The organism is Catenuloplanes sp. NPDC051500 (genome assembly GCF_044454585.1).
GTDB lineage: Bacteria > Actinomycetota > Actinomycetes > Mycobacteriales > Micromonosporaceae > Catenuloplanes.
The window spans coordinates 351565-375780 of the sequence record NZ_JBITDX010000005.1 but is presented as its reverse complement, the minus strand read 5'-3'; the positions used below and the strand labels follow the sequence as shown (position 1 = coordinate 375780).

At 71.5% G+C, this 24216-nt stretch carries 27 protein-coding genes, 1 tRNA gene and 1 pseudogene; 8 read left to right on the top strand and 21 right to left on the bottom strand.

Features of this window, described 5'->3' with window-relative positions; translation table 11 throughout:
* Positions 1 to 546: 546 nt before the first annotated feature.
* Genes ACIA8K_RS13655 through ACIA8K_RS13645 form a run of 3 tightly spaced genes read right to left on the bottom strand, consistent with a single transcriptional unit; the run spans position 547 to position 3999 of the window.
* Positions 547 to 1311 (bottom strand): hypothetical protein, encoded by a 765-nt coding sequence (locus ACIA8K_RS13655; protein ID WP_396058436.1) that lies wholly within the window; start codon positions 1309 to 1311, stop codon positions 547 to 549.
* Positions 1298 to 2839 carry a VWA domain-containing protein gene (locus ACIA8K_RS13650; RefSeq protein ID WP_396058434.1) on the bottom strand — a complete coding sequence of 514 codons (1542 nt, stop codon included), beginning with the start codon at positions 2837 to 2839 and terminating at the stop codon, positions 1298 to 1300. Before ACIA8K_RS13650 ends, ACIA8K_RS13655 begins: the two co-directional genes overlap by 14 nt.
* Positions 2827 to 3999, bottom strand: a complete 1173-nt coding sequence (locus ACIA8K_RS13645) for a hypothetical protein (protein ID WP_396058432.1) — start codon at positions 3997 to 3999, stop codon at positions 2827 to 2829. Before ACIA8K_RS13645 ends, ACIA8K_RS13650 begins: the two co-directional genes overlap by 13 nt.
* 278 nt (positions 4000 to 4277) lie before the next feature.
* On the opposite strand from ACIA8K_RS13645, the gene ACIA8K_RS13640 reads away from it, so the two are divergent.
* The 3 genes from ACIA8K_RS13640 (at position 4278) to ACIA8K_RS13630 (ending at position 6077) form a co-directional block, all read left to right on the top strand.
* Positions 4278 to 4865, top strand: a complete 588-nt coding sequence (locus ACIA8K_RS13640) for a hypothetical protein (protein WP_396058430.1) — start codon at positions 4278 to 4280, stop codon at positions 4863 to 4865.
* Positions 4866 to 5481: 616 nt separating this feature from the next.
* Positions 5482 to 5775 (top strand): hypothetical protein, encoded by a 294-nt coding sequence (locus ACIA8K_RS13635; protein ID WP_396058428.1) that lies wholly within the window; start codon positions 5482 to 5484, stop codon positions 5773 to 5775.
* A complete protein-coding gene (locus tag ACIA8K_RS13630; protein ID WP_396058426.1) occupies positions 5772 to 6077 on the top strand; it encodes a hypothetical protein in 306 nt (101 codons plus the stop codon). Before ACIA8K_RS13635 ends, ACIA8K_RS13630 begins: the two co-directional genes overlap by 4 nt.
* Positions 6078 to 6246: 169 nt before the next feature.
* Here the strand turns inward: ACIA8K_RS13630 and ACIA8K_RS13625 are convergent.
* From ACIA8K_RS13625 to ACIA8K_RS13600, 6 genes are all read right to left on the bottom strand, one after another.
* Positions 6247 to 6320 (bottom strand) — tRNA-Ala (locus ACIA8K_RS13625).
* A gap of 87 nt (positions 6321 to 6407) precedes the next feature.
* Positions 6408 to 7277: a hypothetical protein gene (locus ACIA8K_RS13620; RefSeq protein ID WP_396058424.1), complete on the bottom strand. Its 870-nt coding sequence runs from the start codon at positions 7275 to 7277 to the stop codon at positions 6408 to 6410.
* A gap of 123 nt (positions 7278 to 7400) precedes the next feature.
* Complete coding sequence (locus tag ACIA8K_RS13615) at positions 7401 to 8042, bottom strand: GNAT family N-acetyltransferase (protein WP_396058529.1); 642 nt, start codon at positions 8040 to 8042, stop codon at positions 7401 to 7403.
* Positions 8043 to 8049: 7 nt separating this feature from the next.
* The gene (glp, locus tag ACIA8K_RS13610; RefSeq protein ID WP_396058422.1) at positions 8050 to 9372 is read right to left on the bottom strand and encodes a gephyrin-like molybdotransferase Glp; all 1323 of its coding nucleotides are present in this window, start codon (positions 9370 to 9372) and stop codon (positions 8050 to 8052) included.
* Positions 9369 to 10298: a UTP--glucose-1-phosphate uridylyltransferase gene (locus tag ACIA8K_RS13605; protein ID WP_396058420.1), complete on the bottom strand. Its 930-nt coding sequence runs from the start codon at positions 10296 to 10298 to the stop codon at positions 9369 to 9371. The genes glp and ACIA8K_RS13605 overlap by 4 nt, the downstream gene beginning before the upstream one ends.
* Positions 10299 to 10349: 51 nt before the next feature.
* Positions 10350 to 12536, bottom strand: a complete 2187-nt coding sequence (locus tag ACIA8K_RS13600; protein WP_396058418.1) for a diguanylate cyclase — start codon at positions 12534 to 12536, stop codon at positions 10350 to 10352.
* An 86-nt stretch (positions 12537 to 12622) separates the two neighbouring features.
* Here ACIA8K_RS13600 and ACIA8K_RS13595 point away from each other — a divergent pair, with 86 nt between their 5' ends.
* Both ACIA8K_RS13595 and ACIA8K_RS13590 read left to right on the top strand, forming a co-directional pair.
* Positions 12623 to 13252, top strand: coding sequence for a 5-formyltetrahydrofolate cyclo-ligase (locus tag ACIA8K_RS13595; protein ID WP_396058416.1), 630 nt, complete (start codon positions 12623 to 12625; stop codon positions 13250 to 13252).
* Positions 13253 to 13379: 127 nt separating this feature from the next.
* Complete coding sequence (locus ACIA8K_RS13590) at positions 13380 to 13721, top strand: FmdB family zinc ribbon protein (RefSeq protein WP_396058414.1); 342 nt, start codon at positions 13380 to 13382, stop codon at positions 13719 to 13721.
* An 85-nt stretch (positions 13722 to 13806) separates the two neighbouring features.
* On the opposite strand, the gene ACIA8K_RS13585 is transcribed toward ACIA8K_RS13590, so the two are convergent.
* On the bottom strand, positions 13807 to 13983 hold the full coding sequence (locus tag ACIA8K_RS13585) for a hypothetical protein (RefSeq protein WP_396058412.1): 177 nt from the start codon (positions 13981 to 13983) through the stop codon (positions 13807 to 13809).
* A gap of 83 nt (positions 13984 to 14066) precedes the next feature.
* Here ACIA8K_RS13585 and ACIA8K_RS13580 point away from each other — a divergent pair, with 83 nt between their 5' ends.
* Positions 14067 to 14366 (top strand): translation initiation factor 2, encoded by a 300-nt coding sequence (locus tag ACIA8K_RS13580; RefSeq protein WP_396058410.1) that lies wholly within the window; start codon positions 14067 to 14069, stop codon positions 14364 to 14366.
* Here the strand turns inward: ACIA8K_RS13580 and ACIA8K_RS13575 are convergent.
* On the bottom strand, positions 14363 to 14827 hold the full coding sequence (locus tag ACIA8K_RS13575) for a DUF2231 domain-containing protein (RefSeq protein WP_396058408.1): 465 nt from the start codon (positions 14825 to 14827) through the stop codon (positions 14363 to 14365). The genes ACIA8K_RS13580 and ACIA8K_RS13575 overlap by 4 nt on opposite strands.
* A 168-nt stretch (positions 14828 to 14995) precedes the next feature.
* On the opposite strand from ACIA8K_RS13575, the gene ACIA8K_RS13570 reads away from it, so the two are divergent.
* The gene (locus tag ACIA8K_RS13570; RefSeq protein WP_396058406.1) at positions 14996 to 15424 is read left to right on the top strand and encodes a Fur family transcriptional regulator; all 429 of its coding nucleotides are present in this window, start codon (positions 14996 to 14998) and stop codon (positions 15422 to 15424) included.
* A 26-nt stretch (positions 15425 to 15450) separates the two neighbouring features.
* A complete protein-coding gene (locus tag ACIA8K_RS13565) occupies positions 15451 to 16332 on the top strand; it encodes an oxygenase MpaB family protein (RefSeq protein ID WP_396058404.1) in 882 nt (293 codons plus the stop codon).
* 395 nt (positions 16333 to 16727) lie between these two features.
* Here ACIA8K_RS13565 and ACIA8K_RS13560 read toward each other — a convergent pair whose 3' ends face one another.
* The 10 genes and pseudogenes from ACIA8K_RS13560 to ACIA8K_RS13515 all read right to left on the bottom strand — a co-directional run bounded on the left by ACIA8K_RS13560 (position 16728) and on the right by ACIA8K_RS13515 (position 23990).
* A complete protein-coding gene (locus ACIA8K_RS13560; RefSeq protein ID WP_396058402.1) occupies positions 16728 to 17660 on the bottom strand; it encodes a RecB family exonuclease in 933 nt (310 codons plus the stop codon).
* Between the two features lie 29 nt (positions 17661 to 17689).
* Positions 17690 to 18310, bottom strand: coding sequence for a MarC family protein (locus ACIA8K_RS13555; protein ID WP_396058400.1), 621 nt, complete (start codon positions 18308 to 18310; stop codon positions 17690 to 17692).
* A gap of 29 nt (positions 18311 to 18339) precedes the next feature.
* Positions 18340 to 19188 carry a PHP domain-containing protein gene (locus ACIA8K_RS13550; protein WP_396058398.1) on the bottom strand — a complete coding sequence of 283 codons (849 nt, stop codon included), beginning with the start codon at positions 19186 to 19188 and terminating at the stop codon, positions 18340 to 18342.
* Between the two features lie 14 nt (positions 19189 to 19202).
* Entirely contained in the window at positions 19203 to 20375 is a 1173-nt protein-coding gene (locus ACIA8K_RS13545; RefSeq protein ID WP_396058396.1) for a hypothetical protein, read from the bottom strand.
* Entirely contained in the window at positions 20372 to 21055 is a 684-nt protein-coding gene (locus tag ACIA8K_RS13540) for a SigE family RNA polymerase sigma factor (RefSeq protein ID WP_396058394.1), read from the bottom strand. Before ACIA8K_RS13540 ends, ACIA8K_RS13545 begins: the two co-directional genes overlap by 4 nt.
* Before the next feature lie 91 nt (positions 21056 to 21146).
* Positions 21147 to 21764: pseudogene (locus tag ACIA8K_RS13535) on the bottom strand (PH domain-containing protein); the annotation flags it as partial.
* A gap of 73 nt (positions 21765 to 21837) precedes the next feature.
* The gene (locus ACIA8K_RS13530; RefSeq protein WP_198154052.1) at positions 21838 to 21999 is read right to left on the bottom strand and encodes a hypothetical protein; all 162 of its coding nucleotides are present in this window, start codon (positions 21997 to 21999) and stop codon (positions 21838 to 21840) included.
* Positions 22000 to 22117: 118 nt separating this feature from the next.
* Positions 22118 to 22783 carry a DUF6758 family protein gene (locus tag ACIA8K_RS13525; protein ID WP_396058392.1) on the bottom strand — a complete coding sequence of 222 codons (666 nt, stop codon included), beginning with the start codon at positions 22781 to 22783 and terminating at the stop codon, positions 22118 to 22120.
* A 4-nt stretch (positions 22784 to 22787) separates the two neighbouring features.
* On the bottom strand, positions 22788 to 23465 hold the full coding sequence (locus ACIA8K_RS13520) for a TrmH family RNA methyltransferase (protein ID WP_396058390.1): 678 nt from the start codon (positions 23463 to 23465) through the stop codon (positions 22788 to 22790).
* A gap of 12 nt (positions 23466 to 23477) precedes the next feature.
* Entirely contained in the window at positions 23478 to 23990 is a 513-nt protein-coding gene (locus ACIA8K_RS13515) for a hypothetical protein (protein WP_396058388.1), read from the bottom strand.
* Between the last annotated feature and the right edge of the window lie 226 nt (positions 23991 to 24216).

The window sequence follows — 24216 nt, the reverse complement described above, 5'->3', positions numbered from 1 at the left end:
AGAAACCCCGCGCCGAGCGCGGTCAAGCGAAGGTGCACACACGCCGCGCAGCACCCATCACCACGTCCTCAAGCGCCGAAGCGCGAGAACGCGGGAGTGCAATTACGCGGGAGAAGGTCCGGCCGGTGGCAACGCTGCCGCCGACGAAATCAGCGGTCTAGCGGAATGACGCCGATGCGCGGTGCCAGGCCAAGGAAGTGGCTGACGCGCCGAACCTGTGACGTGCGAGCACCCGGCTCCGGGAGCTGCCGTTACGACAGAACATGAGCGATCTCCTTGGATGACACCAAGGACGTCGGTTTCGCCTCTGGCTCCCCACCGGACATGGGCGACCAACTCGCCCGGTGGATCAACACCTCGCCCCGGCCCCTGGTGGGGCCGATGCCGAAATCTTGTCACCCAATCGTCAAAGAAGCAAGAAATACCTAAGCCTCAAAAAGCCACTTTACACCCGCAAAGAATGGGATTCCGTACCCCATTGAATTGCAATTCCAACGCCGAAACAATTGCGAAACCGATGGTATGAGACGGGCGCCACTACCGCCGCTACTGGAAGATCGCGATGACCGGGAAGACGGTGACCGTGCCGGTGTCGGCGTCCCAGCCGCTGATCTTGCCGAGGCAGCGCGCCGGGAACTCGCGGTCGGGTACGTCGAGGCGCAGGCCGCTCCGGTGGTACTCGCAGCGGACCACAGTCGCGGGATTGCCGTCCGCCGGCGCGATCTCTGCCTCGAAGGTGATGACGTCGCCCGCCCTGGCGACCACCCGGAACCCACCGCGGATCGACACGTACGAATCGGCTTTCAGCAGGTCGGTGGGGCTGACCGAGGTCCGCCCGTCGACGCCCAGACGGTTGAACACCCGTTTCAGGCCCGTCCCGGACTCGACCGACCCGGTGTACAGGTCGGCGGTGACGGTGTCCTTGGCGATCACGCTCAACACCGTGCGGACAACCCGGATCGGCTCGGCGACCTCGACGTAGGTCTGCACAACCCGGCGGTCCACCCGGGCACCCAGGTTGATGCCGATGCCGGCGAGGGCGGCCCTGATTCCGGCGCCGAAACCCCGGGACGTCTCCTCCTGGACGCGTCGTTTGAGCGCCTGCCGATACGGGCCCATCTCGTACAGGTCCATGACCCGCTGCCCGTCGAGGAAGAACGCGATGCCGGCCGGCTGCCGGTCCCCGCCGCGCCGGCTGAGGAGTCGCCCGAGCGGCCACAGCGCGACGACGAGCAGCAGGAGCGCGGTGACGACCCAGACGACCGCCCAGCCGCGCCCGGCGCTCCACCAGAGATGATCAAACACAGCCACGCACATCCTCGAAGGCGTCCTGGAGCGAGGCCGTGGTGGCCTCGATCATCCGGCCGCCCGTCGCCCGGGCGGCCTTGTCGAGCTCGGCGGGATCCGCGTCGCCGAGACCGATCGCATACGTGTGCACGGCCCGGGCCGCCTCCGGCAGGGTCCGGTACCGGGTCAGGAACTCGTCGAGCCCCGGGCCGGCGTTGTTCTCCCCGTCCGTCATCAGCACCACCGACGCCGGCCGCCCCGGATCACCGGCCGCGACCTCGTAGCCGCGAAGCAGCGCGGACCACACCGCCGTCCGCTCGTCCAACTCCCCCGCGGCCAGGAACGCGTTCATGGCGTCGACATCGCCCTGGCCGTCCACAGTGAACGTCCGCTCCGCGAGGATCGTGCCGCCGAACGAGATCAACGTGACCCGTTCGCCCCGATAGAACCGGGCGAAGCCGTCGAACCCGCCGATCGTCGCCCGGAGCCGGTCCTGGCGCTCGCCCTTCATCGACCCGGAGTGGTCCAACACGAAGATCACATGGCCGGGTACGCCCGCGTCGCCGTAGTTCGCGAGCAGCCGGTCGAGCACGGCCTTGTCGTCAGGGAAGTAGAGCGCGTTGCCGATCGTGTCCGGAAGCCGCCTGTCACGGGCGACAGTCGGGTCCACCGGCCGCCGGAGCGTGCGCTCCATGATCGCGCGTTGCGCGTCCGCCCCGGTCAGCCACGCCACCACCGTGTCGTACGCGGCGCGGTCGCCCCGGTCCAGCAACATCAGCGGGAAGTCGGCGAGGACCAGGCCGTCCTGCGGGTAGAGCAGCTCAAGCGGGCGGCTCAGGCGGCCGCTCGCGTTCAGCGACAGCACCGTCGACTCGTAGGCGACGATCGCGTCCGTTTGATCCTGGTGCGCCACGTACTCGTCGACAAGCGCCGCCGTGGCCGGCGCGGTCCGCGTCTGCCCGGCGAAGAAGCCGTCCAGCCGGTCGCAGGTGACATCCTCCGGCCTCAGCGCGCGACCCGTGCCGGCCGCCGCGGTCGCGACACCGACAAGCGCGGACAGTCCACTGTCCGCCGCGCGCGGGTCAGCCATGCCGAAGGTGAGCGTGCCGGCCGCGGCCGCGTCCGCGAGATCGGCCCAGGACAGCCGCCGGGCCGGGTCCCCGCCACGCAACCGGGCCGCTGCCTCGGGCGTGATCCCGACCGCGACCGGTGAGGTCATGATCCTGGTGGTCAGCGGTCGCTCCCCGGCGTACCCCGCGGCCTTCAGCGAGAGCAGGAACGACGCGTCCGAGGCCGGCCACGCGAGATCATGCTGGTACCGGCCCGGTGTCAGCGCGCCGGCCGCCTGCGCCTCGTCCCGGTAGTCCATCTCCAGCCGGATGCCTGTGTCCCGCCGCAGCTCATCGAGAATCGGCTGCATGTCCGCGAGGTCCGGGCCGGCCAGCACGCGAAGCGTCACCTCGTCCGGCGCCGTCTGCGTGCAGGCCGCGGCGAGCGCCATCGTCATGCACAGCGCGGCGGCGAGACGCCCGCGCACGGTCAGTCCCGGCATGCGCCCACGGCCTTGACCAGTTGCTCGAGCGCGGGCAGCGCCGGGAGGTCCGCCTTGGTGAGGACGCCGCCTCGGTCCGGGACCGGAATGCCGTGCTCCCGCAGGTACCTCCACAGCTGCTCGCTGTCCGTCTCGCCGGTCGGATCGAGTACCCGGTAGCCCAACTCCATCGCCCGCTGCCGCAGCGCCGGGTCGTCGCGGAGCAGTGTGCCCAGGCGGTCCGCGCGCGCGTTGAGCACGAAGTACTCCGGGTCGGTGAGCACCTCACGGTCCGGGTAGAGCATGACCCGGTCCCCGTCCGGCACGCCGTCCGCGATCTGCCGCCGCACCTGGTAGGTGAGGAACTGATGCTCGTACACCACGACGATCGGCGCCTTGCTCTTCCCCTCCGGCGCGATGTACGAGCCGAGCAGGTCGGCGTCCGGCATGCCCCCGATGGTCAGCGGCTCCCTGATCCCGTCCGCGACCGCCGCCACCTGCCCCTCGGTCGGCGCTGTCCCCTGGTTCTCGACGAACGCGGCAAGCGCGGTGTACGACTCGGCCGAGTTCGCGTCGCACAGGTTCGGGCTGTGGGCGTACACCCGGTTCCCGTTCGTGATCGTCCGGCCGGTCACGTCCGGCTGCGTGCCGATCCCCAGGTCGTCCCAGGTCTTCCCGGCCTTGATCAACGCGAAGAACCGCTTCATGTCAAGCGTGTAGTACATCGGCCCGGCCGCTGTCCCACCCGGCTGCGCCGTCGCCGCCCCGGCCGCCACAAGCGTCTCCGCGTACTGCCGGAACGTCCCGAGCACAAGCGGCGTCGCGAACGGCTTGTACGTCTTCCCCGCGCCGATCCGCTCCTTGATCCGGTTCGCCGCCGGCCGCCCGGACGGGAACACGAAATCGAACCCCTCCAGGTCAGCCCGCGCGATCGCCCGCGAGCCGCTCCGGGTCACGTGCACCCGGATGTGCCGCTCCTCAAGCAGCGCCCGCATCCGCGCATCCTCGAACAGGTCACCCTTGGACGCGGTCAGCCCCTCCAGCGTGACCATCGGAGCGAACGGCACCGCCAGATGCCCCGACAGCAGCAGCGAGACCACCCCCACCGCAGCCAGCCCGGCCACCGGCCCGAACCCCCGCAGAAACCGCCGACTCCAGAACGCGCTCCGCCGGCGGATCACCCACCGCGGCTCCTCCACGCCCACCACTCACCCCCACCACACCAGCAATCCCCATCGATGATTCTGCCCACCGCCGTCAACACCCCACCCCTGCTCAGCACGGCGCCACACCAGAGACACCACCCCCAGAAAAAATGGACGCACAACGGGTACGTCGCCGCCACTCGCCCGCCGCACGGTCGACACCCAATTCATCGAAGATCCCGGCGGCAGCATCGCCGGCGAACACGCGTACCCCCGGCGAGATCAGACCGCGCCCGACACGACAAGCCGGGCCGATGGCCGGTTCCGCTTTCGAGACCGGCGCCACAGCCACCGGCCGGCTCAAGTCATTTGAGCGGGGAGTTGTTGATCAACTACGATCCAGCGCCGTGAGAAACTTTCGCCTGCTGGCGACCACCGTCTTCTGTGTCTCCACTCTGGCGCTGACCGCGTGCGGCGACGACTCCACCACCAACACCACCGCAGCGGCACCGTCGGCAACCGCCGCCGCCACCGGTGCTCCGGCCGCCTCCGAAACGTCGGCCGCCGCAGGCGCTGCCGCTCCCGACAAGGAGATCTGCGAGGCGGCCGTAAAGAGCACAACCGACTTCCAGAAAATGATGACCGAGGCCCTGACCTCGGGCAAAGAGATCGGCGACGCGGACGTCAAGCAGGCCTGGTCCTCAATGGCGACCGGCCTCTCCATCGCCGAGGGCGGCACCAGCGACGTGGCCAAGACCGCCCAGGCCTACGCCGTCGAACTCAAGAAGGCCGCCGCCTCCGCCGACACGACAGCCGCCGGCGAGGCCCCTTCGTTCGGCAAGGCCGGCACCGACTTCGACACCGCCTGCGCGGCCGCCGGCGTCGAGACCACCATCTCCTGACCCGGTAGCCCACCCCTCACCCAGAAGCCGCCCGGCACCACCACCCCGGGCGACTTCCCCTCCCCCGGCCCGCAGCACCGCAGCCCATAACAGCCCCGGCTGATGCCCAAGACCTGCGCGGTTCACATGCTCGGAGCCGCTCACCGGACCGCGAAGCGTCCGAGAAAAGTCCGGCCGCCCGGCGGCAACCCACACGACGCAACCACCGGACCGTGGGGTTTCCGGGGCTCGGCCCCGGAGCAGAAATGACGAGACGCCCCGCGTTCGCGCTTTCTGCGAACACGGGGCGTCCAGAGTCTCGTGGAGCTGTGGGGATTTTGAACCCCAGACCCCCTCGATGCGAACAAAGGTTCGAACCGGCGGAACCTGCGGTGTTCCGCCATTCGAGCAGCTCACGAGGCGTCGACGGGAACGCCTCGCTGCACCTGCCCGCGCCTGACATCCGCCGCCTGCTCCCATCCGGCTCCCGCTTCGTTCCTGCCAGACTCCGTGCGTGCCTCATTCGCCGCAGATGGGCGAACAGGTCCGCGCCTCGGACACTTGCAACCGATTCGCTCCCCACTGATGGGTAAGTGGGCATTGCACATCAGGCCATGACTACGGCACACTTTGCTGCATGACAGTCCAGGACTTCCGTCCGATCGCCGAGGTCAGCGCTGACAGCCGGGCCCGCATCGCCTTCGGCAAGGCCGGTGTGCACGACGGCGACCGCTTCGCCGTCGCCGTGAACGACGAGGGCCAGATCCTGCTCACACCGCTGGCCAGCATCCCCAAACGAGAACTCATCGTCTGGGAGAACGCCGAGCTTCGGGCGTCCCTAGCGCGAGGCATCTCAGACGTCGAGGCAGGTCGCGTCAGCCGGCTAGATCTTGACGAGATCACCCTGCCCGACGGAGACGACGACGAGTGAGCGCCCCTCCTTACGATCTTCAGCAGACCGACGAGTTCAAACAGATCCTTGAAGAACTTCAGAAGCCGCAGTATGCGAGAAAGCTCAAGAAGGTGGTCAAGGCACTTCGTCTTCTACGAGACGTCGGCCCTCGCCACCCCGGCCTCAACTCACATCTGTACCAGTCTCTGAAGGGCCCCAACGGCAACCCCGTATGGGAGTCGTACGTCGAGAACCACACACCCTCCGCCTGGCGCATCTTCTGGGAGTACGGACCGGAGGACGATCAGCTGACCATCATCACCGTCGGCCCGCATCCCTAGCCTCCACAGATCCCTAGCCTCCACAGCGAGGCAGGCTGCCAATCCTCGCCGCGTACCCAGCGGAACGCGCCCACCGGAACGCGGGGCGTGCGGGGGCTTAGTCCCCGGAGCATACGACGAGACGCCCCGCGTCCGCGCTTTCCGCGGACACGAGACGCCTAAAGTCTCGTGGAGCTGTGGGGATTTGAACCCCAGACCCCCTCGATGCGAACGAGGTGCGCTACCAGACTGCGCCACAGCCCCAACCCTCCGCCGCAGGTCACCCCGCTGGCGGAACGTGGACAACATTAACAGGTACGGGGACCCCCGCGCGAACCACCCCCACGCGTGTCAGGCCGAGTCCGGACGCTGCCCTTGATGCGCTCCCCCACCCGCCTGATACGGCCGTCCTCGCAGCCCCGGCGACGGCCGGTAGGACACCGATCCGCCGCGTGGCCTGGGTGGCGGTGCCGATGACCCGCCGGTACCGTCCGCGGCCGCCGGCAGTTCCGTCTCGGGTCCGCGATCGAGTCCCATCGCCGCCCGCCGCACCGCCTCCCGCTGCGCCGCCAGCCTGCGGCGGTCCTCCCGCCGTGCTACCGCCCGCCGTTCCTGTTCCCGTCGCACGTCTGCCTGCCGGCGCGCCAGCCACAGGGCTTCCCGTGCCTCATGCCGGCGTCGGCGCCGTTCGTCTATGGCCCGGTTCCGCAGGTGCACGACGTACACCGCAAGCAGGACCCCGGTGACTGACACGCTGATCCAGAAGCCGGGGCCGACCACCGCGACCCCGATCAGCTCCACCCCGTTGAGCAGCATGAGCGCGGCCAGTACGCGCCGCCGCCGGGTGATCGCTGTCGCGTGCCGCCGTGGCCGGCGCCGCCGTCGCCGGGGCCGGGCCCCGTCCGGGACCGCGCGCAGGGTCCGGCGTCGGCCGCGCCACCCCGAAGGGGGCGCAGAGCTGGACAAACCGGCATGATCAGGTGAAGATGGCACAGACGTCTCAGCCGCGCCGGAATCAGGCGGCAGCAGATGGCGGGGCGGGTTGATCGGGCGTCGTCCGGGCACGGTGCGGCGACGGCGGCGGCGCTCAAGCACCCTGGCCGTCGACTGCGCCCGCTCCGCCACCTGGCGCTCGGTTGCGTCGTATCGGCGGACAAGCGCCGGCGCAAGGGCGAGCAGCCCGGCGGCAGCGAGGACGGCGAGGAGCACCGAGGTCGGCACCCTCAACCCTCCCGTCACCCCATCGACGACCGGCGTGGTCGCCGTCAAGTCCCAGTTCTTCGAGGTTACGGGGGCGTCAGGGGCAAATTAGGACGGCACGCCGACCGAACTCCGTAGAAAAGATCATGCCGTGTGCTGCCGCAGCCGGTGCCACCGCTTCAGCAGTCCGCCCTCGGAGACCACGTCTTCGCTGGTCATCGTGTATCCGATGTGATCACGCCAGTGGCCGTCGATGTGCATGTAGCGCGCATGGTAAGCCTCCTCACGAAAGCCGAGCTTCTCCACGACGCGCCGGGACGGGCGGTTCTCCGGGCGGATGTTGACCTCGATGCGGTGCAGGCCGGCCGCGCCGAACGCGTGGTCCACGGTGAGCGCCAGCGCGGTCGGGATGATGCCGCGGCCGGCCACCCGGGAGTCGACCCAGTAGCCGACGTACGCGGAGCAGAACGCCCGCCGCACGATGTTGCCCAGGTTGATGTGGCCGACGAGGCGTTCCGGCTGACCGGGTTCGCGCAGGCAGACCGCGAAGGGCATGCTCTCGCCGTACCGCCCGGAGCGCCGCATGTCCTGGTAGACGTACTTGTAGGCGCGGGTGGAGTTGAGCTGCTCCCATGGGCCGGGCGGCGCCGACTCCCATGGGGACAACCACTGCCGGTTCGCGATCCGGACCTCGGACCAGGCGGCCGCGTCGGAGCGCCGGTACCGCCTCAGCAGCACCGGCCCGTCCGCGAGCACGACCGGCCACCCGGGAGTGTCCGACCAGATCACCAGGTCACCGCCGGCGGTCGAGCAGCAACACGTCCACTGTGGAGCCCGCCGCGGCGCTTGTCACCCGCTCGCCGAGCACCAGCAGCCCGTTCGCCTCGGCCATGCCGGAGAGCGTGTAGGGGCCGCCGGCCAGCGGCTGGACCGTGTAGCCCCCGCCGCGGCGCTCGGCCACGTGGGCCGGCCGGAACTCGCGCAGGGCCGCCGGCGACGACACGGTCTCCAGCAGATGGGCGCGCACGCTCGGCCGGAACACCGGCTCCGCGCCCGCGAGCAGCTGGATGGCCGGCCGGGCGAGCACCTCGAAACCCACAAGCGCGGCGCCTGGGTCTCCGGGCAGACATATGATCGGCACCTCCTCGGCACCGACCGTACCGAATCCCAGTGCGGTTCCGGGATAGAGCGCCACATCGGTGAACGTGACCGGGCCGGTGCGCCCGACGTCACGCCGGGACAATATCCGCCGGACCATGTCGCCGGGGCCGATCCCGGTGCCGCCCGTGGTGATCAGCAGGTCGGCGCGGAGCGTCTGGTCCTCGAGCAGCGTGCGCAGGCCCTCCGGGTCGTCGTCGCAGATCCCCAGCCGGTACGCGAGCGCGCCCGCCTCCACCGCGGCCGCGGTGAGCGCGTGCGAGTTCGCGTCGACCACCTGGCCGGGCTGGCTGGCACGGCCCACCTCGACAAGCTCGTCGCCGGTGGCCACCAGCACCACGCGCGGGCTGGGCCGGACTACCACGTGCCCGATGCCGGACGCGGCGAACACCGCGACAAGCGCCGGGCTGACGTAGGAACCGGCCCGGGCCAGCACCGAGCCGGCGGGCAGCTCCTCGCCGGCGCGCCGCAGCCCGTACCCCCGCTTGGGGGCCTGGTAGATCTCGACCGCGGCCATGCCCTGGTCGGTCCACGGGACCGGCACCACCACGTCCGCGCCCATCGGCAGCGGCGAGCCGGCCGCGACCGAGAAGCACGCGCCGGGCGTGAGCCGGACCGGGCGCCAGCTGGCCGCGCCGAGGTCACCGACGACGTTGAGGCGGACCGGCCGCGGGTCCGGCACCCGGCCTTCGTGCATGCCGAAGGCCGGGTGTGAACCGCTGCGGCCGGCCGCCGCGATGTCCTCCCAGCGCGCCGCGTACCCGTCGATGGCCGCCTGGTCGAACGCCGGCACCGGGTGCGGGCCGATCACGTCCTCGGCGAGCACGTTCCCGTACGCCTGGGTGAGGTCGAGGTCGAGCGGTGGCAACGGCCGTAACCTGCGCAGCACGCTGCCCAGGTAGTCGGCGAGTGGCGTCAGCTCGTTAGCGGCCGCCTCGGCGTCGGCCGTCGCAGTCATCCGGTTTGTCCCCCGACGTACTCGCCGAGCCAGGCGCGGAACGCCGGCCCGATGTCCTCCCGCGCGGACGCGAGCTGGACCACTGTCTGCAGGTAGCCGAGCGGCATCCCGGTGTCGTAGCGGATGCCGCGGTAGACGATGCCGTGCACCGGCGTGCCCTCGGCGAGGAGCGTGGCCATCGCGTCGGTCAGCTGGATCTCGCCGCCGCTGCCCGGCTTCGTCTCCTTGATGACGTCGAAGATCTTCCCGGGCAGCACGTACCGGCCGACGACCGCGTAGTTGCTCGGCGACTCCTCCTTCGACGGCTTCTCCACCAGGCCCGTCACCCGGACCACCTCGCCGAGCTCGTCGAAGCCGTCGGCAGGTGCGACCGAGGCGATGCCGTACCGGGAGACCTCCTCGTCCGGCACCTCGATGAACGCCAGCACGATCCCGCCGGTACGCGCCTGCAGGTCGAGCATTGCGGGCAGCAGCGGCTTGTCCTCCTCGACGAACTCGTCGCCGAGCAGCACCGCGAACGGCTCGTCGCCGACGTGCGAGGCGGCGGTGCCGACCGCGTGGCCGAGGCCGAGCGGCTCGCCCTGGCGGACCGTGTAGATGTCGGCCAGCTCGCTTGTCCGCCGCACCTCGTTGAGCCGCTTGTCGTCGCCCTTGGCGCGCAGCCGCTCCTCGATGTCCGGGCGGCGGTCGAAGTGGTCCACCATGGAGGTCTTGCCGCGGCCGGTCACCAGCAGCACATCTGTGATGCCTGCTGCCGCGGCCTCCTCCACGATGAACTGCAGCACCGGCCGGTCGACCACGGGAAGTAGTTCCTTCGGCACGGCCTTTGTCGCGGGCAGGAACCTGGTCGCAAGCCCGGCGGCGGGGATGACCGCCTTGACGGCTCTGCGGCCGGGGGTGGCCTGCGGGGAGTCTGTCGTGGTCATGGCTCGGGTCACGGCACCTTCGCTGAGGGTGGGGTCCGACATGCCGCGAGACTATCGGCCACGGCTCTGCCGCGGCGTCTGTGGTCCAGTCGGCACGCCGGAAGCGGTCGCGGCTGCCTCCTCATCATCTGCCCCAGCGGCCTCACCCGCCACCGAAACAGGATTAAGACGGACATCAAGCTCAGAATTACAGTCAAGTTCCAGCAGGGGTACGGCCGGAATGGTCTTTCGCACGCCGCCGCCGGTGACCACTGTCGCGGGCGTGCAGACGCGATAAGTGTCACGCCCGCCCGCCTTCGCCGCGTAGACCGCCTCGTCCGCCGCATCAAGCACCCGTTGCGCGCTCGCGCCGTGCCGTGGGTAGACAGCGATCCCGATGGAGACCGTCACCGGCACCCGCCACCTGTCGGCCACCGGCACCGGGCTGTCCCGAACTGCAGCGCCGAGCCGTTCGGCGACCGTGGCCGCGCCGTCCACGTCCGTCTCCGGCAGCAGCACCACGAACTCCTCGCCGCCCTGCCGGAACGCCAGGTCGACCTCGCGCAGCCCGGCCCGGACCCGGCGGGCGAACTCGACGAGCACCGCGTCGCCGACCGCGTGCCCGTAGGTGTCGTTGACCACCTTGAAGTGGTCCAGGTCGAGCACCAGCACGGCCAGCGTGCGCCCGAACCGGCTGGCCCGCTCCACCTCCCGCCGGATCGACTCCTGCAGGTAGCGGTAGTTCCACAGCCCGGTGACCGGGTCGGTGAGCGAGAGTCGCTGCGCCTCCTCGTGCACCCGCACGTTCTCCACCGCGACCGCGGCCTGCCCGGCGAACGTCCGCAGTGTCCCGAGGTCCACGTCGTCGAAGTCGTCCGCGCCGAGCCTGTCGTAGAGCGCCAGCACGCCGGTCGCGGCCGGCCCGCTCTCCCCGGCCGCGTCGTCGCGCGGTGGGCAGAACGGCACCGCCACGTAGGTCAGGCAGCGCGGCTCCTCCGGGCAGAGCGGCGCACCGTCCGGGTGCACCCGGCCCCGGCGCGGCTCCGCGGTGGCGGCGACGGACCCGAGCAGGCCCCGCCCGACCGCGATCCGCAGCGCGGCCGGCTCCGCGTGCGGCGCGCGCTCGCCAAGCCCGTCCGCGCAGCGCCCGATCAGGTGGCCGGTGTCCGGGTCGTGCAGCAGCACCAGGCCGGCCCGCGCGCCGGTGGCGGCCATCGCGGTGCGCAGCAGCACCCGCAGGATCCGGTCCAGGTCGTGCGTGCCGGACAGCGTCTCGCCGAGGTTGCGCAGGTTGCGGCGCAGCTGGTCGCGGCCGGCGGTGAGCGCCTGCACGTACGCCTGGGTCTCCCGCGTCATCCGGTTGAACGCGCCGCCGAGCCGGGCCACCTCGTCGTGCCCGCGGACCGGCACCCGCACCTCCAGGTCGCCTGCGGCCACCCGGTCCGCGGCCTGGGCCAGCTCGGCAAGCGGGCGGGTGGTGGACCGGGCCAGCCAGGCGGCGGTCAGCACGGCCAGCGCGCCGGCCAGCAGCACGATGCCGAAGAGCACGGCGAAGAGGTCGCGGCGGTCCGGGCCGGGCACCGAGACGGCCAGTGGGAGCGGCTGGCCGGGGGCGGGGCCGAGGCGGCGCACGTACCGGCCGCCGTCCGCGACAGCGGTGCCCTCGCCGGTCAGCCAGCGCACGGATGCGGCCACGCCGGCCCGGTCCGCGGTCGTCTCGGTGCTGCGTACGGCCGCGCCAGCGTGGTCAAGCAGCGTGACGCCACCACCTGTCGCGGCAGCCAGGCGCCGCACCAGGCGCTCGTCGACCACCTGCATCACGTAGACCGCGGCCACCCGGGCGCCGGTCCCGTCGCGGATCTCCACCCGGGCCGCGACCGCGCGTGCCGGCCCGGCGGGCGTCGGCGCGGCACAGTCGGCCCACGGTGGCGGGGGTGCGTTCGCACTGGTCAGCTCCGGGCCGCCGGTCGCGTCCACCACCTGCACCGCGGTGGCCAGGCCACGCGAGACGACCAGGTCGGCCAGGACCGCGCGCTGGGCCGGGTCGGGGAGCACCGCGAGCGCGTCCGCGCTTGCGGAGAGCCGGGCGCACAGCTCGCCGACCGCGGTACGCACCGCGCCGGCGGCCAGGTCGAGCCGCTCGTGCGCCCGGTCGCGGGCCAGCGCGTCCACCGCGCCGCCGACGAAGACGGCACCGAGCAGCACCGGGCCGAGCACGACCGCGAGGAAGGCGGAGGTCAACCGTCCGCGCAGGGTCACCGCCTCTCCCCCCATGACGCCGGGCCCGTTAGCTGCGATGCTGGCATAGGACGGCCCGATTGCCCGGGTTGTGGCAGGAGTGTTGCGTGCCGGATTTTTCGGATAAAGACGAGTTTGTGCCAGAAGCTGACGATCGGGGGCGGAAGACCGCGATCCGGAGCAGGCTGCTTGCCGCGCGGCGGGCACTGCCTGAGGACGATCTGCGCCGGGCCGCCACCCGGCTGCGGCAGGCGCTGAGCGCGCTGTTCGAGGCCGAGAAGCCGATACTTGCCACCGCGTACGTCCCGGTCGGCTCCGAGCCCGGAGGGACGGACCTGCCGGACGCCCTGTCCCGCATGATCCACCCGAACGGGACGCTGCTGCTGCCCGTACTGCTGCCGGACTTTGATCTTGATTGGGCCGAGTATGCCGGTCCCGCGTCACTCACCGCGACCGGGCGCGGACTCCGCGAACCAAGCGGCCGGCGCAAGGGCGCAGCCGTCGTCGCGGACGCGCAGCTGCTCGTCGTGCCCGCGCTCGCGGTCGACCGGCGCGGCGTGCGCCTCGGCCGGGGCGGCGGCTCCTACGACCGGGCGCTGGCCCGCTGCCCGTCCGCGCTGGTCGTGGCGCTGCTGCACGACGGTGAACTGCTCGACGACGAGCTGCCCGCGGAGCCGCACGACCGCCGGGTGCAGGCCGTGGTGACGCCGGGCGGGGGACTGCACCGGTTCGGGTGAGCGCCGCCTCGCTGGACGGATGGCGCCTCGATGGCGGATCATTGGCACTCGGAATTCCCGAGTGCCAACCGCGCGTTGTCTCGGACTGAGAAACATTGAGAGCGCCGAAGATCCTCCGGAGGGGAACGTGCCCACCTACCAGTACGCCTGCACCGAGTGCGGCCACCAGCTCGAGGCGGTGCAGTCGTTCAGCGACGGTCCGCTGACCGAGTGCCCGGTCTGCCACGGGCGCCTGCGCAAGCTGTTCAACTCGGTGGGCATCGTGTTCAAGGGCTCCGGGTTCTACCGCACTGACTCGCGCGGCGGCAGCACGTCCGCCGAGCCGTCCGGCACGAGCTCGTCGGAGTCGAAGCCGGCCGAGACGAAGAAGCCCGCGGAGACCAAGAGCGGGTCGGAGAGCACACCTGCGAAGCCCGCCGCCAGTTCCTCGACGACGTCGTCAAGCAGCTCGGCATCCACAGCTTCGTAACCCGCTGTCCACAGAACGCGCGAGTTATCCACAGATCTGCCAGTTATCCACAGGCCGGCGTCCCCAGCCTGTGGATAACTTTTTTCTACCAGTGCGGCGGACGATCCTCGAAGAGACGCTCGTCATTGCCGGACGAGTACTCACCCCAGCCGCGGTCCGTGTCATCCGCGGTCTGGTCCGGCAGGACGGGCAGGTCGTCGTCGACCAGGTCGACGGTGCGCTCGTCATCGAGGCCGGCTACGGGCTCAAGCTCCGGGTTCACGCGGACCAGCGTACCCACCCGCAGATGACAGGCCTCCCCCGCAGGTGGGTCCGCCGGGTGGCGCGTTGGTAGCGTCAGACGGCGTGACGACCCCCAGCGGTGCCCCGGACGACCACAGCCCCTGGCGGGACGTCTCCGGCCCTCCCCCGTCCGCCGAGCAGACCGGATACACCGGCCCGCCACCGCAGACCCCGCCCGCGCCGGGCTGGCGGCCACCGGTGCTGCGGCCATCCCCGCCACCGCGGCAGCTGCCCGGCCAGGACCTGGGCGCACTCGACGCCGCCGAGTCCCGCGCACGCGGCCTGAGCTACGGCGTCGGGATCGGCGCGCTTGTCGTGATGGTGATCGCGCTCTGCACCGTCTGCGGTCGGTTCCTGTTCTAGATCTTCCAGTTCATCGACGCGCCGGTGTCACCTGTCATCACCACGAAGTAGCCGGTGATCAGCGCCAGCACCACCGCGACGACGCTCAGCCCGATGGTCAGCGCCTTCGGCGTGCCTGCTCGCCGGGTCAACAACAGTAGCGCGCCGGCGACCAGCCCGAGGCCGAGCGAGAAGAAGAACGTGCGCTGGCCGTACGACGCGTGCTCGCCGATCTGGTCCAGGAACTCCTGGGGCGTGCCGTCCGCCTCGCGCATCTGGTAGAACGCGTTGCCGGAGAGCATCGAGAACAGCGCGGACACCGGGGCCACCACCGCAAGCAACGCCACCGCCCAGTCGATGCGGTGCCGTACCGCCGGCCAGACCGCAAAGACGATCGCGCCGAGCGCGAGCAGGGGCACGAACACGACCGCCGCGTGCACCAGCAGCACATGCGCGGGCATCCCGTTGATGGTCTCGAACACGATGACTCCTCAGGCCGTTCACTTGATTGCTACGTCAACACAGTCACCGCCTGATCGGTCCGGTTCCCGAAGTCTGCTCACAATCTGCTCGTGTGTTAGTCACCACCACCTGTGAGCCGCCTCGCCCGCCACCTTGAGCCCCGCGCGGGGACGTGTTGTCATAGGTGAATGCCCACCGCCGACGACCAGCTGCGGGAGCACGGCCTGCGGGTCACCCGCCCGCGGCTCGCCGTGCTCGACGTGCTGTCCGGCGGCGGCCACCTGGAAGTCGAGGAGATCGCCCGGCAGGTCCGGCTGCGTCTCGACTCGGTCTCCACCCAGGCGGTCTACGACGTGCTCGGCGCGCTGTCCCGGGCCGGTCTGGCCCGCCGCCTGGAGCCGGCCGGCAGTCCCGCGCGCTACGAGGCCCGTACCGGCGACAACCACCACCACGTGGTCTGCCGCGGCTGCGGCACCGTCGCGGACGTCGACTGCGTGGTCGGGCAGGCACCCTGTCTGGACCCGCACAACGCCGGCGGTTTCGAGGTCGACGAGGCCGAGGTCACGTTCTGGGGCCTCTGCCCGTCCTGCCAGTCCCGCCGCTCCGCCGAGCGCTGACCGCACCCCCGCCGTACGCTGGAAAAATGGAACCCGATGACGACCTCGGTCTGTTCGGTCCGGACTCGGTGACCTGGCGGGTGCACGCCGGGCCGATCATGCCGGTCGCCGGTCTCCGCTCGCTCTACCTCCAGGCGCTGCACCCGCGCGCGATCGCCGGCGTCACCCAGAACTCGTCATTCCGCGCCGACCCATGGGGCCGCCTCGGGCGCACCCTGCAGTACCTGGACACCGTGCTCTACGGCACCACCGCCGAGGCCGAGGACGCCGCGCGCCGCGTCCGCCGCCGGCACGCCACGATGCGCGCGACCGACCCGGACACCGGCGAGGAGTTCCGTGTCGACGACCCGGAGCTGCTGCGCTGGGTGCACGTCGCCGAGGTGGAGTCGTTCCTCACCGTCGCCCTCGGCACCGGCCTGCGCCTCACCCCGGCCGAGGCCGACAGCTACCACACCGAGCAGCGCCGCGCCGCCGCGCTGCTCGGCCTTGACCCGGCCACCGTCCCCGGTACCGTCGCGGACGTCGCCGACTACTACGCGGACATCCGCCCGCAGCTGCGCATCACGCCGGACGCCGCCGCCACGTTCGCCTTCCTCAGCGCCCCGCCGCTGCCCACGCCGCCGCCGACCAGGCTGCTCCGCGGCCTCCCGCTGCGCCTGCTCATCAACCTCGGCCCGCCCCGCCTGGTCTGGACCGGCCTCGCCACGCTCGCCGTCTCGCTGCTCCCGGCGTGGGCCCGCCGGCACTACGGCCTGCCCGGCCTGCCCACCACGGATCTCTCCGCCGCGGTCAGCACCCGCGCGCTCCACCTGGCCCTCTCGCCGATCCCCCGCCACCTCTACGACAGCCCACGCCACAAACAGGCCATCGCCCGCGCCACCCGCCTCGGCGTCCCTCTCCCCGCCTGACCCTCCCATTCCGGACAAACCCCTAATCTCCCCCCACCCACCCTCTTTCCACCCCGGTTTGCTCTGCTTACATTGACAAACTCCGCAAAACACCTCATCGGACATGTCCCGCTATAGCCGGACCCCGCAGGTAGGTAAGCAGAGCAAAGTCAATCGGAAAGCATCATCAAGGGGTGCGGAAGTGACATAAGCGAAATGTCGGTTTCGAGGATGGGTGCCGACCAAACGACACGCCGACGGCGGGCGCTCGATCAAGGATCAAAGGCTTCAAGAGCTAGATATGCCCAGGTAATCGCGCATCACCACCCGAGGCCTCCCGGCGACACCGGTCGGCCGCGGGCGGCCTTCCTGCCAGTGCCGTGGGCGCAAGAACAAAACCCCGCGGCGGGAGCGGATCAGGCCTGGTCGCCCTCGCGGGGGCGGGGGGCCGGGTCGGTGCGGAGCGTGGACTCCATGGCGGACCAGGGGTCCTTCGGCTCGGCGGTGGCGCCGGCCGGGCAGACCGCGCGGAAGTCGCACCAGGAGCAGAGGCGGCCGGGCGTGGTGGGGAACGCGGAGTCAGGGTCGGCGCCGTCCGTGACCGCCTGCTCCGCGGCCATGATGTCCTGGGCGGTGTCCTCGGCGCGGCGGACCTGGCGAGCCAGCGAGTCGTCGGTGTGCTCGTGCGCGGCGACCGCGCCGGTCGGCAGGTGGTGCAGCTCGACGCGGTGGCAGGGCTGGTGGAAGACCTTCTCCGCGGCGAACGCGTAGAGCGCCAGCGCCTGGGAGCCGCGCGCCTCGTCCGGGTCGGAGCCGGAGCGGCCGGTCTTGTAGTCGACGATCACCAGCTCGCGGCGGCCGTCCGGCTGGACCCGGGAGTCGATCCGGTCGGCGCGGCCGTTGAGCGCAAGCACTGTGGTGCGGGCGGCGACCACCCGCTCCACGCCGACCGGCTCGAACGCGGGGTCGAGCCCGGAGACGTAGCCCTCAAGCCAGCCCAGCGCCTTTCGCCAGGCCTCGCGCTCCTGCTCGACGTCGCGGTAGCCCTCCCGTACCCACGTGGCTTTGAGAAGTGTGCCGAGCGCCTCGGGACGGCGACGGTCGGCGGGCAGGCCGAACCAGTTCTTCAGCGCGGTGTGCACGCTGGCGCCGAGCGAGTTGTGCGCCCACGGCGGACCCTTCGGCGGGGTCGGCCGGTCCACGTACGCGTACCGGTAGCGGCGCGGGCAGTCCGCGTACGACCCCAGCTTGCTTGGCGTGCAGACGAAGAGCCGCTGCGGCATGCCCGGGAAGCCGAGCTGCTCGGGCACGGCGGAGCGGCCGGTGGACGACGACGAAGACCTGCGCACCCCCCGATCCTGCCAGGAGCGGGCCGGACCTACAGCGCGTGGCCGGTGTATTCGGTCACGAACGCGGCCACCGAGTCCGCGATCAGCTGCACCGCGATGGCGGCCAGCAGCAGACCGGCGATCCGGGTGAGCACCTCGATGCCGCCCGGCCGCAGCACCCGCACGATCACCCCGGAGAAGCGCAGGACCAGCAGCACCACGCCCATCACGGCGACCACGCCGAGCGCGATGGAGATGTAGTCGGCGGCGTTCGCGGCGTTCTTGACGAACAGCATGGTGGCGACGATCGCGCCGGGACCGGCAAGCAGCGGCACGCCGAGCGGCACGAGTGCCACGTTCGAGGTGACCTGCCGGTCGGGCGCGGCGTCGGTCTTGCCGGTGAGCAGTTCGAGCGCGATGAGGATGAGCAGCAGGCCGCCGGCGCCCTGCAGCGCGGGCAGGTCGACGTGCAGGTAGTCCAGCAGCGTCTGCCCGAGCAGCGCGAAGACCACGATGACGCCGAACGCAAGCGCGACCGCCTGCCGCCCGGCCTTGCGGCGTTCGCGTACGGGCAGTGTTCCGGTAAGTGCCAGGAAGATGGGCACCATGCCGGGTGGGTCCACGATGACCAGCAGGGTCACGAAGACCTCGCCGAACAGTTTGAGATCCACGCCCCCCACGGTAGCGTGATCAACTTCGGTCAGAGCGGCGGGACTCCATGACCGGCCGCCACGATCTTCTCCAACACCTCGGGCGCGGTGGTGAATGCGCCCAGCCGCACCGTCTTGTGCGTGCCGTGGAAGTCGGACGAGCCGGTCGCCACCAGGCCCAGCCGGTCGGCGAGCCGCCGCACGTGCGCGCGCTCCTCCGGCGAGTGGTCCTCGTGGTCCGCCTCAAGGCCGAACAGCCCGGCCGCGGCCAGCTCCTCGATCATCGAGTCCGGCACGATCCGGCCGCGGCGGGTGGCACGCGGGTGGGCGAAGACCGGTACGCCGCCGGCGCCGACGACCAGGCGCACCGCGGTGAACACGTCGATGTCCGCCTTCGGCAGCCGGTAGCGGCGGCCCAGCCACTGCGGCCCGAACGCCTCGGATGTGGTGCTGACCAGGCCGAGCCGGATCAGCGCGGCCGCGATGTGCGGGCGCCCGACCGAGCCGCCGGCCGCGTACTCAAGCACCTCCGCCCAGCTCACGTCCACGCCGTCCGCGCGCAGCAGGTCGACGATCGCCTCGCCGCGACGCTCCCGGTCGGTACGCACCCGGGCCAGCTCGGCGGTGAGCGCCGCGTCCGCCGGATCGATCAGGTACGCAAGCAGGTGCAACCCGATCCCCGGCTCCGCGCCGTGCCACCGGCTGGAGATTTCCGCGCCCCGGATCAGCGTCAGCCCGTCCGGGCGCGCCGCCTCCGCCTCGGCCCAGCCGGCCGTGGTGTCGTGGTCGGTGATCGCCATCGCGGTCAGCCCGGCGTCCGCGCCGGCCCGGACCAGTTCGGCCGGGCGCAGCGTCCCGTCACTTGCGGTGGAGTGGGTGTGCAGGTCGATACGCGTCACTGACCGAGTGTGTCCTACTTCGTCCGCGCGTCGCTCGCCGACCCGAGCCGCGGCACGTACTGCCACCCGTCCGGCACGCCCGCGGGCAGCGTGGCCGTGTCCCGCCCACCGCCGGCCCGGCAGCTGACCGACAGCCCGGCCGCGCCGGCCAGCAGCAGGTCGCCGGTGAGCCAGACCGCGGCCGTACCGGCGGCGGCCACGCACTGTCCGGTCTGCCGCCCGCTCTCCACGTCGATCAGCCGGAAGACGCCGTCGCCGGCCTGGTAGACGTGGCTGCCGTCGGCGGACAGCCGCACGCTTGCATCGCCGTCTCGGGTCAGCCCGAGGTCGCAGCCGCCGGTCGTCCCGATCGTCAGCCGCGCGCCGGTCGCGGCCAGCCGGGCCAGGCAGACCCGGTCCCCGCCCGCCTCGCGGACAAGCGCGGTGGTGACCCCGTCGGCCCGTGGCCCGAGCACCGCGAGGATGCGCGCGTCCACCGCGGGCTGGGCCGGCGCGGCCGGGTCGAACAGCCCGTATCCCGCATCACCGTCGTGGACAAGCACCCGGTCCCCGACGAAGCCGACCGGCCGGACACCCGCGCCGACCGGACCGCCGCCGATGATCGCCAGGCCCTGCGCGGTGACGGCGCCGACGTGCAGCCGCCCGTCCGCGACGAACGAGATGCGGGTGCCGGCCGGGTCGAGCGTCCAGCCGTCGCCCTCGCTTGTCAGCGCCTTGGTGGTGCCGTCCACCTGCAGCATCAGCCGCACACCGCGCTCGCCGCCGTAGACCCAGCCGATCGGCACCCGGTACGCCCGGGTGACCGCTCCCACGCCGGGGAGCGTCACCACGGACCCGCCTGTCGTCCAGAGCTGGTCCCCGGCGCGCACGTCGAGGTCGAGGCCGGTGAAGCCCGGGCCGCGCTCCGCCACGGCCGGTGGCAGCGGCGCCCCGCTTGTCGGCTCGGCCGGCGCACCGTTCGGCAGCATGGCCGTCGGCGACGTGCCGGGGCCGGGCCGGAGCGCGCCGAGCCCGAGGATTGACGCGCCGGCCAGCAGCACCGCGGCCGCGGAGGCCACGGTCAGTCGTCGTTTCCGGATGACTCGGGCGCGGGCGATGGCGCGGCCGGCCGGGTCGTCCGCGGACCGGGCGTTCTGCGTGGTGGCGCCGAAGAGGTCGCGAAGCCGGTCTTCGAGCACCGGGTTCACCGCCCCTCCCGCGCGAACTGCGGGTGGGAGACCGGGACCGGCCGGGCGGGCAGCGGCCGGGTCGGGATGACCGGCTCGGTGCGCGGCGCCGGGTCGGGCGCGGGGGCGGGGACGCGCATGCCGGAGTCCGGGTCGATGCCCTCGGCCGCCAGCCGCTGGCGCAACGCGTTCAGCGCCCGGAACGTCTGGCTCTTCACGGTGCCGGGCGAGATGTTCAGCAGCGCGGCGGTCTGCGCCTCGGACAGGTCCTCGTAGAAGCGGAGCACCAGCACGGCCCGCTGCCGGCCGGGGAGTTCGCGCACGTGCCGCCAGAGCGCGTCCCGCTCCAGCTGTGCCTCGATCTCGTCCGGCGCCGCGCGCTCGGGCAGCACCTCGGTGGGGCGCTCACCGTGCCAGCGGCGGCGCCACCAGCTAGTGGACGTGTTGACCAGGACCCGGCGCGCGTACGGCTCGACCGCCTCGATCCGCCCGAGTCGCCGCCAGGCAAGATACGTCTTGGTAAGCGCGGTCTGCAGCAGGTCCTCCGCGGTCGCCCAGTCGCCGGCCAGCAGGTAGGCGGTGCGCAGCAGCGCGCTGGACCGTGCGGCGACGAAGTCGCGGAACTCGTCGTCGACGCTGTCGGCGACCGCGTGCGTGTCCCGATCGGCGCTCACCGGCACCGTTTCCGAGTCGCCTTCCACGTCACTCTCCCCCGCGTGTGGCAGCAGTCTCCGACAGACTCACACGGCGCGGTGGGCGATATCTATGGGCGAACGGCTCGTTTACGCGTCGTCACGCGTCGTCGCCGGGGTCGGCGTTCTTGCCGAGCCGGGCCTCGACGGCCTGCGGCTCGTACATCTCCTCGACGACGCGCAGGTACAGCTCGTTCGGGTTCGGCAGGTGTTTGACCTCGCGGAGCGCCTGGTCCTGACCGGCGGACTCGAGCACGAATGTGCCGTAGTTGAGCATGCGCCCGACCGGGGACTGCTCGTACTTCATGTCCGTGACGCGGGCCAGCGGCATCATCGCGACCTTGCGCGTGATGATGCCGCCGATGACCATCACCCGCTTGTTGGTCAGGATGAACCTGTCGAAGTACCAGTCCGCGACCTTCCAGGCGACGAAGCCCATGACGCCGAGCCAGACGATCACCGCGACCGTGGTGAAGCCGCCGCTCGAGTCCTGTTTGGCCAGGACGCCGGAGAGGTAGCCGAGCACGAACGTGGCGCCGGCGCCGATCAGCAGCGGCGTCCACAGGTGCACCCAGTGCCGCTTCCACTCGCCCCGGTACCGCTCGGTGGGGAAGAGGTAGCGGGCGACCAACGTGGACGGCTCGTCCTCAAGCGGCAGGACGCGCCTGGCGGACCCCACCGGCATGCCGGAGGCGTCGACGCGCAGCCCCTCGAACTCCTCCGGCTCAAACTCGGGCCTGACATATCCCTCGTCGGAGCCGGGAGGCCTCGATGCCGTCGTCATTGCGGGCTCAGGCGACCAGGCTGGTGAAGAACTCGCTGAATCCCTGTGCGATATCGCCGATCGTGCTGCCCAGAGACTGGAACACGTCGGCTGCCGAGTTTGGCCGGAACGCAACGAAGAAGATCAAGAAAGCGATTCCGAGCCAAGTGAGGATCTTCTTGGGCGACATTGCGGGCCATCCCCCTCTGCGGCTGTCGAATAACCGGTGTGCGCCGCGCACTCAGAGTATCAGCTGTGCATCTGGCTGTGAACGAATGACCCAAGCCCGGACCATTCACTCAGGGCACTCACGCCCGTCCATGAAGGTAAGGAGACGGTGCACCGTACACAAGCTCGGGTGGCACCCAGTCCGTCAGGTCGTGCAGGACGACATGCTCGGCGAAGAGGTAACCCGCGCTCGCGGGCCAGGCTACCGCATACAGCCACATCCCCCGGGCCTCTCCGGCGTACGCGCTGCGGTCCGCCGACGACTTCACCGACCACAGTGGCGTCGGGTGTCCGCCCACCTTGATCTTCGCGTGCGAGCCGGAGCAGTCCGCCATCGCGGAGCCGATCAGGTCGCCGAGGTCGAGGCCGGGCAGTCCGGCGAGCCGGTTGCCCAGTCCCACGCCCGGCTCCTCCGCCACAAGCACGATGTCCGCCGGGCCGTCGCCGAGCGGGGCCGGCCCGCTGTACGCGAGCGCTGTCGCCCGCACGCCGGTCCGCTCGTCGCCGGCCCAGCCGACGCCGGTCACGGTCCAGCCGGGCAGCAGCGGCCACGGACACCAGAGCGGGACGCGGGTGTGACCGTTCGCGGTGTGCGCCGTCACACTCTCCACTATCTCCGGACCGATGTGCTCGGCCACGTGCAGCGGCGCAACCGGGCCGCAGCCGTCGCACCGCCAGTCCGCGTTCATCAGGTCCGGCGGCCGGACCGCGCCTCCGCATCGAGGACAACTCACCGTCACGCCCACAGGACTACGGTGCGTGCCCGTCGCCCCCGGCGTCAAGCGAATCGGGTTTTTCGCCCCCGACCGGGACCGCATGGGCCCGGATCCAGGCGTGCATCGCGACGCCGCTTGCCACGCCCGCGTTGATCGAACGGGTCGAGCCGTACTGCGCGATGGAGAACACCTGGTCGCAGGCACCACGGGCGACATCGGACAGCCCCGGGCCCTCCTGCCCGAAGAGCAGCACGCAGCGGCGCGGCAGCGTCTCGGACTCCAGCGGGCGCGCGCCGGGCAGGTTGTCGATGCCGATGACCGGCAGATCCTCCGCACGGGCCCAGGCCACGAACTCCTCGATCGTGGGGTGGTGCCGGACATGCTGGTAACGATCGGTGACCATGGCGCCGCGCCGGTTCCACCTCCGGCGGCCGACGATGTGGACCTCCGCGGCGAGGAACGCGTTCGCGTTGCGGACCACGGTGCCGATGTTGAGGTCGTGCTGCCAGTTCTCGATCGCGACGTGGAAGCCGTGCCGGCGCAGGTCGAGGTCGGCCACCACCGCCTCTCGACGCCAGTACCGGTAGCGGTCGACGACGTTGCGCCGGTCACCGCCGGCCAGCAGCTCGGGGTCGTACCGGTCGTCGTCCGGCCACGGCCCCGGCCAGGGACCGACGCCGACCTCAAGGATGGGCTCGTCAGGTGATTCCACGGGGTCCAGACCCTAGACCAGTCCCAGTGCCGCCCCTAGGCCGGTAAGGAAACGGCGCTCGTCCGGGGAGATCTTCGGGCCGGCAAAGTGGCCGGAGCGGGACGCGGCGCAGACCTTCGCGGCGATCGCCTGGATCCACTGCCGATAGGCGGCGGAGTCGGCCGGGTCCGCGTGCTCGGCCAGCACCCGGGCGGCCTCACGCGCGGCGGACAGCACCGCGGCGAGCCCGGCCTCCCGGTCGGTGAACTCCTCCGCGTCCGGCCCGTCGCCGTCGGTCTCCGCGTAGACCTCGGACACCACGGCCCGGACCAGGTCACTGTCGGAGGCCCGGCCGGCGGCGATCGCGGCCAGCCCGGCGAGTCCTTCCGCGACGGTGCGTCCGGGTGAGTCGTGCTCCGCGGAGGTGGCGGCGATGACCACACGTCCGGGCAGGCGCACCAGGAGCATCCACTGTGCGGCCGGCATCGGCGGCGCGGGCGCGCGTGCGGTGGACCGGCGGCGTTCGGAAGCGGACGGGCTCGGCATGGCGACGACCTCCCACGGCCAGCATAGGACCGAGGGGGCGCCGGAAACCGGAGATCAAGACCCTTCGCGGGTACGGAGCGGCAGTGTGACAGTCGTTACGCCTGTGACGTGTCAGCTGCGGGATCGGGGCGGAGTGGGGTCCTCACACTCGAACTTTCCCCGGACGCAATGAGCGGCGGGGCCCTCCCCGGCACCCGCCGCCCACGCTCTGTTGGAGAAGATTTTG

Bases quoted from the DNA above. Each gene is read 5' to 3' on its own strand.
- ACIA8K_RS13650 (WP_396058434.1), bottom strand. From the start codon at position 2,839: ATGCCGGGACTGACCGTGCGCGGGCGTCTCGCCGCCGCGCTGTGCATG.
- ACIA8K_RS13640 (WP_396058430.1), top strand. From the start codon at position 4,278: ATGGCCGGTTCCGCTTTCGAGACCGGCGCCACAGCCACCGGCCGGCTC.
- ACIA8K_RS13635 (WP_396058428.1), top strand. From the start codon at position 5,482: ATGACAGTCCAGGACTTCCGTCCGATCGCCGAGGTCAGCGCTGACAGC.
- glp (WP_396058422.1), bottom strand. From the start codon at position 9,372: ATGACTGCGACGGCCGACGCCGAGGCGGCCGCTAACGAGCTGACGCCA.
- ACIA8K_RS13605 (WP_396058420.1), bottom strand. From the start codon at position 10,298: ATGACCACGACAGACTCCCCGCAGGCCACCCCCGGCCGCAGAGCCGTC.
- ACIA8K_RS13570 (WP_396058406.1), top strand. From the start codon at position 14,996: ATGCCCACCGCCGACGACCAGCTGCGGGAGCACGGCCTGCGGGTCACC.
- ACIA8K_RS13565 (WP_396058404.1), top strand. From the start codon at position 15,451: ATGGAACCCGATGACGACCTCGGTCTGTTCGGTCCGGACTCGGTGACC.
- ACIA8K_RS13530 (WP_198154052.1), bottom strand. From the start codon at position 21,999: ATGTCGCCCAAGAAGATCCTCACTTGGCTCGGAATCGCTTTCTTGATC.
- ACIA8K_RS13515 (WP_396058388.1), bottom strand. From the start codon at position 23,990: ATGCCGAGCCCGTCCGCTTCCGAACGCCGCCGGTCCACCGCACGCGCG.